Consider the following 15,877-nt stretch of genomic DNA (forward strand, 5'->3'; position numbering starts at 1 on the left):
TTTGCAGTAGAATTTCCCACAATAGCCGAATTGTAGAAATACAGTTCGGTTTTTTATTGGAGTTTTCATGCAGAAACTAAAATTGCAAAATGAAGCAGATAAAAAATCTCTGATTATTTATCTGAATACTCGAATTATTGAGTATAAACAAGATTTATGCGGTGAAGGTTTAACGCCGCAACAATACAATGTTCTTAGAGGAAGAATCAAAGAACTGCAAGATCTTGTTGGTGAACTCGACCCAACATTACAGGCCCGCTAATTTCAGCGGGCTTTTTTATTAACGCATTATCACAAGCCGCTTTATGCTGCTTAAAGAGGTAATACATGGAAAATCAAGACACCGTAGAATTTAATGCTGATGCCGCTTTTGACGAAGCCGCTAATCAACTTGAATCAGGTGGACTAACTGCCGACAACGAGCCGCCTGTTGCAAATGACAACAATCAGCCTGCGCCCGATCAGCGTGGAGAAAATCCTCCTCAAGAAAGCAACCCGCAAACGCCGGAAGCAAAAGAGGAAGAGCCTGAATGGTTAGCAAATGCCACTGACGAAGTGAAAGAGCATTTCCGCTCAATGAAAGCAGACAAAGAACGCTACGAACACATGGCTAAATCTCATCGTGGTCGTGCTGGTGCGTTCGCAAAGAAATATCAACAAGCACAAGCCGCTCTAGAACAGCTCAAACAAAACCAACCTTCCTTTGATGGAGAATTGGAAAGTTTGCGTGCTGATTATCCTGAAGTTGCAGAGTTATTGTCCCGCATTATTGCCGGACAAAATAAACGCCTTGAAGATGTTTCTGCCCCAATCGCTCAAATGGTGGAAGCCAACGTTCAAGATTTTGCGCAACAACAACTTGATACCTCTATTTCTTTAGTCACTCAAGCCGTTCCTGATGCAGATAATATCTTGCGCGACCCTATGTTCCATCGTTGGGTAGATACGCAACCAAATGGCGTTAAAGCAATGTTTAGCTCTGACGATCCGCAAGATGCGATTTATTTACTCAACGAGTACAAACGTGCAACATCCTCCATCACTGAGCAACGTAATAAACGCTCTCAACAATTATCCGCCATGTCTCTCCCAACGGGGCGCAGTGCGCCAAAAGGCGGTGATGAAATTGATGAAGATGCGTTATTCGATCAATTAGCTGCTCAATTTGCTAAGCAGCGATAGTTAGTTCATTTGAGGAAAATTATTATGGCTACAACTAAATCTACGGATATTTCCCAACGCACACAAGTGTATGCAGAAGCTAAAATGTTAGCTCATGCTGAACCGGTATTGATTTTGACTAAACTTGGTCAAACCAAACCAATCCCACAAAACAAATCCCAAGTGATTAAATTCCGCCGTCCAAAACCGTTTGCACCAGCTTTAACTCCATTAACTGAAGGTGTTCGCCCTGAATCCCAAAAAATGGTGTATGAAGATGTGGAATGCCGTTTACAACAATTTGGTGCGTGGACTGAAATCACCGATGTGATTCAAGATACTCACGAAGATCCTGTATTGTCCGACATGACCATGCTTTCTGGTGAGCAAGCAGCAGAAACCACTGAGCTTGCAACGTGGGGGGCAATCAGCGGTGGTACTAACGTGATTTTTGCTAATGGTTCAGCAACTTCACAAGTCAATACAGCTTTGAAATTAGAACACGTACGTGCGGCAGTGCGTAAATTACAACGCAACCGTGCGAAGAAAAAAACTAATATTTTGGATGGTTCAATCAAATACGGTACTAAACCGATTGAAGCAGCCTATATTGCTGTTTGCCACACAGACTTGGAAGCGGATATTCGCAATTTGCCAGGCTTTACCTCAGTTGCTGAATATGGCTCTCGTCAGCCAATCGTTCCACAAGAGTTCGGTACGGTAGAAAATGTGCGTTTTATTACCACGCCATTGCTTACCCCAACAGCAAATGCAGGTGCATCTGCTACTGGTAAAGTGTTATCTACAGGTGGTTCAAATGCGGACGTGTACAAAATTGCGATCTTTGGTCAAGAAGCCTATGCAGTTTGCCCGTTGAAAGGCAAAGATGCAGCACAAATTTTGGTACGCAATCCTGGTAAAGCTGAAAAAGGCGATGAACTTGGCCAAACTGGTTCCGTTGGTTGGAAAACTTGGTGGGCTGGTAAAATCTTAAATGATGCGTGGTTAGTTCGTTTGGAAGTTGCCGCAACCGCACTTTAATTTGAAACTCAAGCCCTCCTCGTGAGGGCTTTCTTTTTTTATGAGGAAACCTATGTCATATCCATTTATTGATCTGAAAAAAGCCACAAAAGAAGAATTGGTTGCGCATTTACGCGAACAATGTGGCGTGGAAAAAGATGGCAAGAAAGAAGAGCTTGTTCAAGCTATTCTTGATTTTGAAAGCTCCAGTGGTTTGGTGCGCCCCGATATGCCAACAGGAAACAAGTCAAAAGAAATGCCTCCAGCTGATTTGCCTAAACGTGTGCGCATTATCATTGCACCAAGTGAAACTGACAACAGTGATGTGTATGTTGGTCTTAATGATTTGGATATATTAATTAAACGCGGAGAAGAAGTTTCCGTACCCGAATCTGTTTATGTTTTACTTTCTAAAGCTGGCGAACATCGCTTTGAACAAAACAAAGACGGTACTTATAGCGAATACTTTGCTCCTCGCTATTCAATTACTGTATTAGGTGATGCCTAATGAATTACTTGCAGCTTGCTCAACGGTTACGTCGTGAAATGAACGATACAGGCGAAGGCCCGCATAATGTTACCAATCAAACTGGTCGTAACCTTGAGTATGTTGATGCTATTCGTGAAGCATGGTTAGATATTCAATCTTTACGCCCGTGGAACAAGCGATTTTGGGAAAATGGTTTTGATAGTGATAATCTTCAAGAATTAGAAGCGTCCTCTGATACACCATTTATTCCTAAGCAATTCCACGTGGCGATTGTGTATTACGCTATGCAAAGTAAAGCCCTGTCACAAAATGCGCAAGAGCTAGTTATCCGCGGGCAAAATGAATGGGATAAATATCTTCATTTGCTTTGCGAACGATTCTTACCCACTCCATCATTAGGCAAATAATGTCACAACTTCCACGAATTCAATCACAATTTATCGCCATCAGCGGTGGCATGGATTTAACTACGCCACCGATTGCAAAGGCGAACAGTGAAGCGATTATCGCGTTAAATGTGCAACCTAATTATGGTGGGGGTTTTTCACGCATTGAAGGTTATGAATGCATTGACGGAGAAATGATTCCTTCTGAGATGGATTATGCAGTATTAGTGGTTAATGAAATTCCTCAAGATAAATCCTTTCTTAATAAAACCTTCAACCATCAAGGAAAACGTTATCAAATTATTGATGTGTTAGCGCAAGAACTTGTTGTTGCAGCATTACGCCCATTAAATTTAGCCAATGGCAATGTTTTTAGCGTAGAGGGAACATCTTTCACTGCTCACTACGTGCATAGCTCTACAGAAGGAGAGTTAGAAGATGATTTACGCTACCGTGCGACCGCTTTTCAATTGGGCGTAGACCATGTGCTTACCGTACCAGGAGAAAACCCAATTCGTGGCGTACTAGAACTCAATAACGAAGTCATCGCCTTTCGAGATAACGGAGAAAAGTGCGGTGGATTTATCAGCTCAAGTCAAGGATGGTCAGCCATACCGAATACCTATCTAGTTAAACTAAAAAACGTGGTAAAACCTGAGAATTTACTGAATGGTGCTGAGTTTATATCCGCTAGCAGTCGTGGGATTATCCATTCAGTCACGCTTGCCCCAGATAATTTATCTGGTTACGTGGTTCTCTCTCAATCGGTTATTGAAAATCAACCTTTACAAATAAAAGGGGAGACTGTTGCAACCATTGAGCACTGCGAGTTAGTCAAATTATCAAAAGGATTGTCTTGGCACTTTATTTATCACAATTTTTATGGTGGTGCAGATACATTTTATGCTTACGGCTGTAATGGAGAACAAATAATTGAAGTGCGGCCAAATGGGGTAATTGTTCCAATTTTGGTTAATAGTAATAATCCGCAATATATCTGTGCACACCGAAATCACTTATTTGCCTCTTTCCCAGGTGGGCAATTAGGACATTCTTTAGTGGGGCGTCCTAACCAATGGTCAGTTTTACTCGGTTCTGAACAATTGGGGTTAGGTGATGAAATCACTGCACTTTCTTCCACAGTTGGCGGGGTATTAATTATTGGTTGCCGCAATAAAATAGCGGGGCTTTATGGTTCAGGGCGTGATGATTGGGTTTTAAAAGAAGTTTCTTCTATCGGCATTGTACCTGAAACATTACAAACAACATTCGTTCCTTTAGCTATTAGTAAAAATGGTATTACACGCATCGATCAAACCGAGCAATTTGGCGATTTTCGATTAAGTGAAGTAGATGCCAATCGTAAACTAGGTTTCGACAAGCAACATTACAACATTGCTTATACTTCCACAAAACCGAAATCAAATCAGATTCGGTTCTATTCCAAAGAAGGTCGTCATATTTGTATGATGTTACAAGCTGATGGCTCAACACGGAGTACATTTTTTACTTATCCTGAGATTTTACGTGGGGTATGGCAATCACCTGAACAAGTTTACTTGGCTTTTGATGACGGTAAGGTATATCGCCAATCTGATAAATGTTATTCCTTTTCGGGAAAGCCAATTGATTGGATTATTAAAATGGCATTTAACCATTGTGGGTCGCCAACATTGATTAAAAGTTGGCATAGCTCAGAATTACAAGCGACTACAGAGGGAAAATCTAAATTAAGTTATCGTTTCGATCTTGATTACAATTCTAACTACCATGCATCAACATTGAGTAAGGATTTGCAAATCGCTGGCGGTGGCGGGCGTTGGAATGATTCCTTTTGGAATGATTTCCTGTGGTCAGCGGAAGATTATTCTACACCAACATTCTATTTATCTGGCTATAGTCGCAATATTGCACTGTCATTTTCTGGTTCATCTATTTACTCCCCACAATTTGAAATCAGTGGGCTTATTCTCAACTACATAACTCGGAGAAATTATCGTGTCTGATGAAAAAAGAACGTGGTATCAACGCACCCATCAATTTACCCCTTACACAAAGGCAGATGGCACGGCAGTTTCTGATGAATTTGATGCCATCCAAGCGAGCTTTGAGCGTATTCCAGCAATGCGTGATGATGGAAAAGGCTTTGCAACCAGTCCATTAATTCCCGAACCTAGCGACCCAGATCATCCTGTTCCATTCAAAATGCTAACGGAAACAGAAGCAAGTGTGAATAATGCACGTGATGATGTCATCAAAAAAGCACAACAAGTTGCATCAGCCGCGCAAGAGGTTGCAAAAAACACCCAAATCACTGCAACCAATACACAAACGGCTCAGCAAGCTGCGACTTCTGCATTATCAAGCAGTCAATCTGCGGATGAATCAGAAAATATGGCGCGTAAATGGGCATCTAATCCTGAAAATGAAGTTGTTTTAGATGAAAAATATTCTGCTTACCATTATGCACAAAAAGCAGCACAATTAGCCGTAAATTTAGCAAGTGCGGAATCATCTGCAACACAAAGTGCGACTATTGCTACACAAAAAGCAGAGGAAGCGACGCAAGCAGCCAAAAAAGCGGAAAGTCTTGCCGTTGGAGAGGTTGATTATGCCAAGGTACTTAATGTACCACGCTCAAACATTAATACCGAAGGAGTGGTTCGCTTAACCAATGATACTGGCCTTGAAAGTGAATCTCTTGCACTCACTGCAAAAGCGGGTAAAAAACTCGCGCAACTGATTGCGACGGTGCAGCTTGCGTTAAATAACTATATCCCTCTTAACAAACGATCATCCGCAGTCAATAGCAACGACGAAAATAATGTAGCAACATCAAAAGCGGTTAAGACGGCTTATGATAAAGGTGTGGAAGCCGAAGAGCTTGCTAATACAAAATGGACAGCAAAATCAGCGACAGAAACAGAGCCAGGTATTTTGCCAATATCGCACAAAACAGATGGAGCAGATAAAAACAAATTTGCCTCCGAATATGCGGTAGGAGAGGCTGCTAAAAAAGGCTTACCTTTAGGTGCCGTAGTGTCATTTCCCCGTGCGGTAACCAATCCCGTTGGTTTTTTACGTGCTGATGGTTCAACATTCAGCCAACAAACCTTCCCCGATTTATACCGCACTTTGGGCAACAGCAACCAACTTCCTGATTTAACTCGTAGTGATGTGGGGATGACGGCTTATTTTGCCGTGGATAATATCCCTTCTGGGTGGATTGCCTTTGATAGCATTCGCTCAACAGTCACACAGCAAAATTACCCAGAGTTATATCAATATCTTGTTGATAAATATAGCTCTATTTCAAATGTACCACTTGCGGAAGACCGATTTATTAGAAATACAGGGAATGGATTAAATATCGGTCAGACACAAAGTGACGAAATTAAAAAGCACGTACATAAAGTTAGAACACACTGGGCTGATTCATCTGATAGTAGTATTTTTTATGACAAAACGAAAACAGTTATAGATTCACGATTACGCACTGCAACTACAACTGATGATAATCTCAGTGATAATGGATTTATGCATCCGCTATTAGATAGCCCAATGGCAACAGGTGGAAATGAAACTCGCCCTAAATCATTAATCCTCAAATTATGCATCAAAGCAAAAAACACATTTGATGACGTGCAATTCTGGGTTAAAGCATTCGGCGTTGTTGAAAATGCTGGGGCTTTAGATGCGGGTACACTTGCGCAAAATATGCAAGCGTTATCTGAGAGTGTTAAACAAAAAATAGAAGAGAATAAACAATCAACTTTGCGAGAAATCACCAATGCAAAAGCTGATATAAATCAGCAATTTTTGCAGGCAAAAGAGAATTTATCTCAAATTGGCACATTAAAAACAGTCTGGCAAGGTAACGTGGGTTCTGGGCGAATTGATATATCAGAGAAGTGCTTCGGTAAAACGTTAATTTTATATCTTCAATCATCAGAAAGGCGCAGGCTTGATGATAATAACGATATTGAACTCGTCAGTTTTGAAGTGGGTGCAGAAATTGAAGGTAAAACAGGAGGCGGAGTTCATTGGCTTGATGTTCGTCAAGTACGAGGATTTCCCCGTAATGGTTCATTTTTGAATTATGTAGAAGTCAAGACATTCGCTGTGACTGTTGATAGAAACGGTACAGCAATACAAATTCAAGATCTTGCTGGTCGTTTTGTAAAACGTATTGATATTCGATGAAGGAGTGATTAATGAAAGTCTATTTTTTAAAAGAAAATTTGAATAGTTATCAAATTTTCCCTATTCCGCAAAACTTAAATGATTTTGTGGAAATGGAAGTAGAAAACGAATCAGAGCTTGAGACTAAACAACTTATTGATTTTAAAAGTCAATACATTCTAGTTGATAGACAACCAACAGAATTACACATATGGAATGGAAATAGCTGGGTTATTGATGAGGAGAAGCAAACTGAAATTAAGCGTGAACTCATTAAAAGACTAGTTGATAGCATTGATGATACAGCAGCTAGTATTAGTGCGAAGTGGACTCGATTTGCCGAGGAATACAAAGAACGTGAATCTGTAGCTCTGGCATTTAAAGAAGCGAATTTTACTGGTGAAGTAAGCATCTATATATCAAGTTTTGCAACTGTCGCAGGACTTGATAATAAATCAGCAACATTGCTAATTTTAAAACAGGCTGAAGGATTACGAACACTGCAAGAACAACTCGCGGTGCAGCGTATGCGTAAGTATGAGCTCAAGCACGAAGAATTGAGTGAAGAAGAATTACAGCAAATTCATAATGACATTATCAGAAAAATGAAAGCATTAGCGGAGGCGCAACAATGACGGAAGGTAAGGTTTATTTAGCGTTGTATAAAGGCAAGAAAACAGGCTGGACACCTAAAGCGATCTTGGCTCGATTATCAGATTGGTTAACTCGTAAGCTTACTAAAGGTTTATATAGCCATTGTGAAATTGTCGTAAATAAAGGTTTTAAGGTCTGCTATTCGTCATCAATACGAGATGGTGGAGTACGTAGTAAGATCATGTACTTAGAACATGAGAAGTGGGATTTAATTGAACTGCAAAACATAACGGAAGAGCGGATTAAGGCTTATTTCGAGCAAACTAAAAACATGAGGTATGACTGGTGGGGTGCGCTAGGAATTGTTTTGGGTCTTAAACAGAAGCGAAGTAAGTTTTTCTGTAGCGAATGGTGTTTTAATGCAATTAAAAATAGTGATGAGGGTTGGCGGTTTAGTCCGAATCAGCTTGCTGTTGCTTTTACCACCGTAAGTAATAATTAAATAAATTTTCAACAAGAGGCTGCGAAATAAGCGGTCTTTTTTTTTAGGAGAATATATGTCAATTCTAGGTTCTATGACGGATGCGGTGAATAAAACTAAAACACCGCAAGCCCCAACAATTTCCACTCAATCTCCGACAAAAGATACATCACAGACAATGGCAGGGAATGTTTCTAATTTATTAAATAGCAATTCGCTTTTAATGAATAGCGCTGCTGCTAAAGGTGAGCGTCTTGCCGCAAATCGCGGCTTGCAAAATTCAACCATTGGAGTGGAATCTGCTCAACGTGCAATGCTTGATGCGGCAATGCCAATTGCAAGCCAAGATACGCAAAATGCGTTTGCGGAAAAACAAACTCGCTTACAAGCTGATTTAAATTTCCAAAATCAAAGTAAGCTCAATCAGCAACAAAATCAATTCACCGCATCGCAGGCTGAATTAGAACGCGGTCATCAGCGTGGAATGGCGCAATTACAATCTGACCTAGCTTATAACAATCAAAGCAGATTGAATCAGACGCAGAATCAGTTTACCGCATCTCAAACTGCACTTGAACGGCAACAACAAAAAGATATGGCGAATTTGAATCATCAAAATGAGATGAAGAACTTAAATGCACAAGTTGCGGCGAACACTATTGGTAAATCCATTGATTTCACCATGCAAATCACCAGTAACTTCGATGCGCAAATAGCCACGATCTTGAATAACTCGAATATGAAAGCTGAGGATAAAACAAAGGCTATTGAGCAGCTAAAAGCAAGTCGAGATTCAGAGATTCAATTTATGAGTAAGTTTATGCAGGGAATTCCGACCACGCGACAAAACTGGTCGTCATTTCCTAGCTTAGGTGTTCCGTCAATTCAAATTAGTTAAGAGGAGAAAGGTTATGGTGTTTTGGGATGGTGCATGGGATGCAATTAGTGGAGCTGGTAAATGGCTGGGGGAAACAGCTGGAAGTGCAATGGATTGGATGGACAACCATAAAGCAGCAAGTAATATTATCGGTAATGTTATTGCTGGTGCCGGTGGTTACTTTGCGCAAAAACAAGCTGGTAAAGATTTGATCAATCAGCAACGTGAGTTATTAAATCTGCAAGATCAGATGAAATCAAAATATTCAGCCGTACCAGATGCGGATTGGTCGTATAAAAGTTTGACAGTGGATGATTCTCCTGGATTGGCAAATGGCGGTATTTTGACTGAAATGAAGAAACGTTCTGAAACTAAAGGGGCTAACAATGGCAGAGTTGCATGATAGTTTTGGTGAGTCAATGGAAAAAGCTGGCTATGAGCGAGCTAGTGATTCTGATTCATCATTTTCCGGTGGAGGTGGTTGGCGAGAAGATAACAGTAGTGATAGTTATCGCAGTACGTCAGATAGATGGAATGACCATAAATCTAGATATGGAAAAGACAAAGTCTATACTGATGCATTTAATGAGCGAAGAAATAACTCTAGTTGGAGTGGTGGTCATAGCGCAATTAGCCGAACAATTAGTGAAAAATATCATTCGCTTTCTAATGGGCAAATGAGCACCGTCGTTCCTGAAAAAGATCAGAAAACACTCACTGGCGGTTTATTTGGAAAAAGTTACTCCAATGCGCCTTATTCTGAACGCACTCCTTCTATATTTGATAGAAACATACGTGGTTCAATGACATTAAATAACGGCGATGCATGGTCAAGCGATCCCCAATATTCATCCGTTCGAGACCAGGCGACCATTAATAGTCACGACCGTCTTAAACGAGGCGAAGAATTGAACTTAATTGGTCGTGCTGTAGGAGGCGTTTTTAGTGGGGTGGGTGGGGTAGCAACAACTCCAGTTGGCAAAATTGCTGAAGGTGCGGCAAATCTTGGGCTTTCCCACGTTGGGGATTTATCTCGACAATTCAAAAGCAACCAAGAGCAAGCGTATTATGATAGCCTCACTCCAGAGGGGAAAGCGTATTACGATACAAGAGTAGATTTCATCGATAAATCTTATAAGAATATTCAGGAAAAATATGAAACGAACGATAAATGGATCGATAGAGGTATTAGTGCTGCACAAGTCGGTTTATCTGCTTTAGGGCCTCCTGGTGCGATGCTGGCGTCTGGGATTGGTTTATTAGGTAAAGCGATCAACAAAAAAGACACGATGACAAAATCATTACGTGATTTAACAGAGACGCTTAACTCTAACGCATTAAATAACCATATCGCACAACAAAATGAATTAGCTAAAAAAGAACGTCAAGCCTATAAAGAATTTATGGCTGGGCGTGATTTACGTAGTGACAATACACAACCAAAAGGCATACTGAACACTATGCATAATCGTATGCAAAATATAGAGCCTGATAAACAGGTCAAAACGAATGACATTCCTAACCTAAGAAATTACTGGGCAAATATCATCGTATCATAGGAGAAATTCATGGGCATTTTAGATTCAATGACACAACAATCACAATCACAACCACAGACAACAGAACAAAGTGCGGTCGAAAATCCACAAGGTTCACAACAACAGGGAAGTATGGCGCAGATGTATCAAATGTTGATGCAAAATTCCATTAATGCCATCGCAAATGTTGCGCAACAGCGTATTCAAGAAAAAGGGCCAGAAGAAGGTATTGCAGATTTAGTCGCAAAAGCGATGATTTCAAATCTTCAGGCCGCGCAACAAAATGGCAAAACTATTCCGCCACAAGTGATGATGCAAGTTGCTAAAGATTTAGCTATGCAATTATTACAGCAAGTTGGTGTGCCAGAAGAGCAAATTGATGATGTATTGATTGATATTTTAATGAATGCGCTTGAGCAATTTGGCGAAGCAACGCACGGTGCGTTACCTCAGGAAGAAGAACAGCAATACGTTGATATGATCAACAAGGTATCTGAAATGGAAAGCCAACGCCGTGCGCAAGTGCAAAATGGTAAATCACAACCAATGCAACAAGGGGCATAATTTATGGGATGGAGTGGAATTTTAGGTGCGATGACACAAGGATTGGGAACTGGTATTGTCAAAAATGTTGAGCAAGGGTGGAAAGATGAAGAAACGCAAAAGTTGTTAGATTGGAAAACGGCAGAAGCCGACAAACAACGTGCTTTTGATAGTGAATTGCTTGATAAAAAATACAAGCACGAGTTTGAGCTTGAAGATCATAGAACCCGTAATGAGATTTCAGCGGCGGCTGCAAAAGCTCGAATTTCAGCGCGTTATTCTCATAGCGGAGAATCAGAAGCACAAAAAAATCTTCTCGGCGCAACTCAAACTCTTGGTATTTATGATAGCCAAATACATGCCTTGCAAGAAAAATTGTCTGCAACAGAAGATAAAGAGCAACAAAATGTGATTGCAGCAAGAATCAATGCTGTTTCTGCTGAACGCGATAATTATCTTAAACGCCCTGATACAATCGCTGCATTTAAGGGGGCTGGCCAGATGGGGCAAGCGCTTTATATGACCGGTGGTGGTGATATGGATTTGTACAATCCGAAACCAGTGGAGCGCGAAACGGTAGCTGAGGATGTTAAATCTTCTGTCGCTCCTCCTGTGCGCAATATGATTGATGTAAACAATCTCACTCCACAACAGGCGGCAGATATTGCAAGACAAAAAAGTGAAGACGCCGCTCATTTGCAGTTTGCCAAAGCATCAGCCGATGCTAAAGATTGGGCGCAAAAACGCACGCAGTATCAATCATCAACTTTTATTCCACGCACATTCTAAAAGTACGGTAGTTTTCATAAAATAAAAGGCAATGAGGCAATTCCTGTCCTTGGCCTGATAGAGTTTAAGATAAACGGCGGGTAATTCTGCCGTTATTTATTCTTATAACTTAACCTATCGTAAGTAGAGTTTCATTTGTATGCAATTGGAATAGAGTGACATTGTAACTAAACTTTGACGTAACTTTGACTTAAAATATAAAAAAGAGGGGAAAAACATACAAATAGAAAAAAATAAAATGATGTGCAAGTCTTTGATTTAATTATTAATTAATGTATTTTTTACTGATAAATTATGGGATTCAAAATCCGCCGTTGAATAAACGTGTCGGTTCGAGTCCGACCCTAGGCACCACATACAAACCCTTGATCGTTGGTCAGGGGTTTTTCTTTTATGCATTTCAACCAGTAAAATCAATAAGTTACGTTCATATCCGCTATAAATTCATCATCAATCCCAACCTCAAATATTGCCATTTTTTAAGTATTTTTATGCATCGATTACGCCAATGCAACATGAAATGGGGTGCGGAAGAGGAAAAGAAAATAGAATTGCAAGCGCAAGGATTGCAACCTGATACATTATTTTCTGATGTTATTAAGCGGTATTTGAACGAAATTACGCCAACAAAACGTGGAGAAAAGCACGAATTTAATCGGCTGAATCGCTTTTTGCGCCATCCAGTTACGGATAAATATATATCTGATGTGAGTCGGAGAGATATTGAGGATTGGATTGCGGAGAGATTGGAATCGGTAAAAAGTGAAAGTGTGCGCCGTGAATTATCTACGATAGGTCATATATTCAAAATTGCCCTTAAGCGATGGAGGTATATACAAAAAAGCCCAATGGTCGGCATGCAATTACCCGAAAAAGGGAAACCTCGAACTCAGCGAGTAACGGAAGAAAATATTAATGCTATTGTGGCTATCAGTGGATATGTTGATACGCTCAAAACTGCAAAAGCGAGAACGGCTGCAGCTATGTTGTTTGCCGTTGAAACTGCAATGAGAGCAGGGAAGATTTGTAGTCTTAGTTGGGATAATGTGAATTTTGAGAAACGTACTGCATTTTTGCCTATGACAAAAAACGGTACATCAAGAACCGCGCCATTGACTAAAAATGCAATCGCTATTTTAGAACGGTTAAAAGGCGAGATAAGGGATGAGGGATTATGTTTTGATATTAAGTCTAATGTGCTTGATGCAACATTCCGAAAACTCAAAAAACTTGCCGAGCGAGAATATTTGCATTTTCACGACACACGGCGTGAGGCATTGACTAGACTATCTAAAAAAGTAGATGTGATGACATTAGCCAAAATATCTGGGCATAAAGATATTTCGATTTTACAAAATGTCTATTATGCCCCTGATATGGCGGAGGTGGCGGAATTACTTGATTAGCTAATACGTTTAGCATTAATCCGCCCCCAACGAACAACTTCGCCTGCGATATAGCGTGGGCGAGAATTTTGTTGATCGACTGTAACGGGTTTGGAAAATTAGGCAGTTTTGAAATAATCTTGGCAAAGGTTTGATAGTGTCGCCCAAAATATATTGCGATATCCTCAAGTGTAATTAAATTTTGGCTTTTCTCGGTCAAATTAGATAACGCCGCCATTTTTGCCGTATTCACAATTTCTTCTTCGGCTTTCTGCGAAAGTTTAATTGGTTCCATATTTCCTCCAATAAAAAACCGCCCATAAGAGCGGTGGTTCGTTAATATTGTTGTGTCTGTTCGGCATGACAGATTTTGCCGTCAAAGTCTTGATTAAGGTTTAGGGCGTGCACCATATACACTACAAATGCACACACGAGCGTAATGATTAATTTGTTCATTTTCTGTTCCTTTTGTCGGATTTTAGGCGTGATAATCCGCCGCAGGCTTAAAAAAGTGCGGTCGGATTTTGTGGTGTTTTATTGGGCGATAAGGTTTTTCGCTCTTTCCCAGTTCATTTGATTAGACGCTTTAAATGGTGCAATTAATTTCTGAGTTCTTTGCCCATATCGAGGGTGATGTGATATTCCTTGCGTGGGCGTCCGTTGGTGCGTTCGGTAATGACGAGGTAGTCTTCATCTTGGATGAAGCCATATTCGTTGATGCGGTTTTTGATCCAATCAGTGTATTGCTGTTTGCTTTCTACGAATGCGTGAAGTTCACGAGCGTTGCAAAGTTGAACGGGTTGATTTTGGATTAAGCCATTAAAAACAGGAATTAAGTTTAAGTGTGTCATTGTGATGTACTCTAAGTTAAGTTTTAAAACTCATCACGAACCACTGCGAATAGTTGGTGATGAACTGAATAGGATTCGCAGTACCGTACTTAGAGCAAAACGGCGGATCTTTCGATCCTCCTAAACAGTTCATCATTGGACTTTTCACCAAATTTGGGGAAAAGGTAGATTTGCTGTTTTGCGGCTATAAAAAAAGTCGCTTTTGAGCGACTGTCTTTTTCACTGCTCTAATCATTCAGGACTGCGATCCTGACTTTCTGTTGAAAGTGGGGGTATCTTAATCCGAAGTGAGGGCGCTGTCAAATAAAAAGCCCCGAATTTTCGGGGCGGATTTTTATGATTGATTTTTTGCTTTTTGGTAAGCTAAACGTGAAGCAAGCATAGCTTGACGTTTAAGTTCTTTTGCACTGGGTTTAGTTTCTGCCATTGCTTACTCCTTATAGTTTGGGCTTTTGATAATAAAACAATCAGAGTTTTCGCCTAGTTGCCCGATTGGTTGAAAGTCTATCATAAGTGGATGGCGATTGTCGCACATTTTTTGATACATTCGGCTCAATGAGGGGCGTTCAGCGATGAAAAAATAACATTCAGGTTGGTAAATTAAATAGTGCTTATAGAGCAATGTTTCAAGTTGTTCTTTTAAATGCTGAATATCGGTTTTCTTTAGCTGATGATTGATTGGTGGAGCGTATAGATCGATACTTGGATCGGTGCTTTCGTAGTATTCTTTTACGCCAAATTTGACACTGTATGTTTTACGATTTTTTAATAGCGGCACTAAGCGTTCATCTAAAGAAAAGAGGCTTTCAATCACATCATTATCCGATGAGAAATCAATAATATAATCAACATTTGCTACACGAAATTCAGCAAATTGATGAGGAATTGAATGATATTCAGATTTAATAAATAATTCTGTCATATTCCACGCTTTGGGTATAAAAAAACCTCTAAAAGAGGCTGTTGAAAGTAGTACTATCCTAATTCGAAGCAGGAGCGGTGTCAAATGTTTAAAAAAAAGACCGCACTTTTCAGGCGGTCAGTGGAGTAGTGCAATCAGTCTATGCTGATTTTGTCTAGAATAAGGTGCCTTTCTTTATGCTTGTAAGGCTCAAGCCCTCTTGTTTTCCACAACAACGAGGAATATAATATTTCCGCCATAACAACAATTTATGAGGAAATACTATGAAAAAGATAACGGCTGATAAAATAGCCTTAGTCATGGCTAGAGACATTTTGAGAACCAACTCTCATTATCAAAGAAATATTGATCTAACAACCGCAAGGGGTATTGCAGAGTTTATCAATTCATTATCTGAAACATTTCAGAAAACGTTAGATGATGAAATTGATTCGTCTCACATCATCAATGCTTATAAGAATCAATCAGGTAAATAGCCCTACATAAGGATTCTGCAATCTCATCAGGTGACATTCCTGTATTTTTCGCGGCGCTTTCCAAAACAGCCTGTTTTATTCTTGACTTATCAGAATCTGACAGGCTTTTTTCTTGTTTTTTTTCCATATTTGAACCTCGTTTGTTTTATGTCTGCCATTTCAAAACACACTTCATCTATCAT

At 40.1% G+C, this 15,877-nt stretch carries 19 protein-coding genes; 16 read left to right on the top strand and 3 right to left on the bottom strand.

The window, feature by feature from the left end; translation table 11 throughout:
• Positions 1-67 precede the first annotated feature (67 nt).
• From HMPREF2813_RS08855 to HMPREF2813_RS08925, 15 genes are all read left to right on the top strand, one after another.
• Complete coding sequence (locus HMPREF2813_RS08855; protein ID WP_005672701.1) at positions 68-262, top strand: hypothetical protein; 195 nt, start codon at positions 68-70, stop codon at positions 260-262.
• A gap of 65 nt (positions 263-327) precedes the next feature.
• On the top strand, positions 328-1,182 hold the full coding sequence (locus HMPREF2813_RS08860; protein ID WP_065245529.1) for a hypothetical protein: 855 nt from the start codon (positions 328-330) through the stop codon (positions 1,180-1,182).
• Between the two features lie 24 nt (positions 1,183-1,206).
• The gene (locus tag HMPREF2813_RS08865) at positions 1,207-2,202 is read left to right on the top strand and encodes a N4-gp56 family major capsid protein (RefSeq protein ID WP_013527644.1); all 996 of its coding nucleotides are present in this window, start codon (positions 1,207-1,209) and stop codon (positions 2,200-2,202) included.
• A 52-nt stretch (positions 2,203-2,254) separates the two neighbouring features.
• Entirely contained in the window at positions 2,255-2,689 is a 435-nt protein-coding gene (locus HMPREF2813_RS08870) for a hypothetical protein (RefSeq protein WP_041175180.1), read from the top strand.
• The gene (locus HMPREF2813_RS08875) at positions 2,689-3,078 is read left to right on the top strand and encodes a hypothetical protein (RefSeq protein WP_041175181.1); all 390 of its coding nucleotides are present in this window, start codon (positions 2,689-2,691) and stop codon (positions 3,076-3,078) included. Before HMPREF2813_RS08870 ends, HMPREF2813_RS08875 begins: the two co-directional genes overlap by 1 nt.
• A complete protein-coding gene (locus tag HMPREF2813_RS08880; protein WP_065245528.1) occupies positions 3,078-5,063 on the top strand; it encodes a hypothetical protein in 1,986 nt (661 codons plus the stop codon). The genes HMPREF2813_RS08875 and HMPREF2813_RS08880 overlap by 1 nt, the downstream gene beginning before the upstream one ends.
• Positions 5,064-5,181: 118 nt before the next feature.
• Positions 5,182-7,260, top strand: a complete 2,079-nt coding sequence (locus HMPREF2813_RS08885; RefSeq protein ID WP_261673699.1) for a tail fiber protein — start codon at positions 5,182-5,184, stop codon at positions 7,258-7,260.
• 11 nt (positions 7,261-7,271) lie between these two features.
• A complete protein-coding gene (locus tag HMPREF2813_RS08890) occupies positions 7,272-7,874 on the top strand; it encodes a hypothetical protein (protein WP_042593382.1) in 603 nt (200 codons plus the stop codon).
• Positions 7,871-8,335 (top strand): enoyl-CoA hydratase, encoded by a 465-nt coding sequence (locus HMPREF2813_RS08895; protein WP_070647071.1) that lies wholly within the window; start codon positions 7,871-7,873, stop codon positions 8,333-8,335. Before HMPREF2813_RS08890 ends, HMPREF2813_RS08895 begins: the two co-directional genes overlap by 4 nt.
• A 55-nt stretch (positions 8,336-8,390) precedes the next feature.
• Positions 8,391-9,212, top strand: coding sequence for a hypothetical protein (locus HMPREF2813_RS08900; RefSeq protein ID WP_065245526.1), 822 nt, complete (start codon positions 8,391-8,393; stop codon positions 9,210-9,212).
• A gap of 13 nt (positions 9,213-9,225) precedes the next feature.
• Complete coding sequence (locus tag HMPREF2813_RS08905; protein WP_065245525.1) at positions 9,226-9,594, top strand: hypothetical protein; 369 nt, start codon at positions 9,226-9,228, stop codon at positions 9,592-9,594.
• Positions 9,578-10,750, top strand: a complete 1,173-nt coding sequence (locus tag HMPREF2813_RS08910) for a hypothetical protein (RefSeq protein ID WP_233775018.1) — start codon at positions 9,578-9,580, stop codon at positions 10,748-10,750. Before HMPREF2813_RS08905 ends, HMPREF2813_RS08910 begins: the two co-directional genes overlap by 17 nt.
• Before the next feature lie 9 nt (positions 10,751-10,759).
• Positions 10,760-11,293 carry a hypothetical protein gene (locus HMPREF2813_RS08915; RefSeq protein WP_065245524.1) on the top strand — a complete coding sequence of 178 codons (534 nt, stop codon included), beginning with the start codon at positions 10,760-10,762 and terminating at the stop codon, positions 11,291-11,293.
• A gap of 3 nt (positions 11,294-11,296) precedes the next feature.
• The gene (locus HMPREF2813_RS08920) at positions 11,297-12,061 is read left to right on the top strand and encodes a hypothetical protein (protein WP_065245523.1); all 765 of its coding nucleotides are present in this window, start codon (positions 11,297-11,299) and stop codon (positions 12,059-12,061) included.
• A 314-nt stretch (positions 12,062-12,375) separates the two neighbouring features.
• The gene (locus HMPREF2813_RS08925) at positions 12,376-13,467 is read left to right on the top strand and encodes a site-specific integrase (RefSeq protein WP_228840863.1); all 1,092 of its coding nucleotides are present in this window, start codon (positions 12,376-12,378) and stop codon (positions 13,465-13,467) included.
• A 578-nt stretch (positions 13,468-14,045) separates the two neighbouring features.
• Here HMPREF2813_RS08925 and HMPREF2813_RS09730 read toward each other — a convergent pair.
• The 3 genes from HMPREF2813_RS09730 to HMPREF2813_RS08945 all read right to left on the bottom strand — a co-directional run bounded on the left by HMPREF2813_RS09730 (position 14,046) and on the right by HMPREF2813_RS08945 (position 15,219).
• A complete protein-coding gene (locus HMPREF2813_RS09730) occupies positions 14,046-14,297 on the bottom strand; it encodes a phage antirepressor Ant (RefSeq protein ID WP_005652702.1) in 252 nt (83 codons plus the stop codon).
• Positions 14,298-14,631: 334 nt separating this feature from the next.
• Positions 14,632-14,724, bottom strand: a complete 93-nt coding sequence (locus tag HMPREF2813_RS08940) for a hypothetical protein (protein ID WP_005656638.1) — start codon at positions 14,722-14,724, stop codon at positions 14,632-14,634.
• 3 nt (positions 14,725-14,727) lie between these two features.
• The gene (locus HMPREF2813_RS08945) at positions 14,728-15,219 is read right to left on the bottom strand and encodes a hypothetical protein (protein ID WP_014550768.1); all 492 of its coding nucleotides are present in this window, start codon (positions 15,217-15,219) and stop codon (positions 14,728-14,730) included.
• Positions 15,220-15,482: 263 nt separating this feature from the next.
• On the opposite strand from HMPREF2813_RS08945, the gene HMPREF2813_RS08950 reads away from it, so the two are divergent.
• Positions 15,483-15,695, top strand: coding sequence for a hypothetical protein (locus HMPREF2813_RS08950; protein ID WP_014550767.1), 213 nt, complete (start codon positions 15,483-15,485; stop codon positions 15,693-15,695).
• Positions 15,696-15,877 lie beyond the last annotated feature (182 nt).

It is taken from the genome of Haemophilus sp. HMSC066A11, from assembly GCF_001811665.1.
GTDB lineage: Bacteria > Pseudomonadota > Gammaproteobacteria > Enterobacterales > Pasteurellaceae > Haemophilus > Haemophilus influenzae.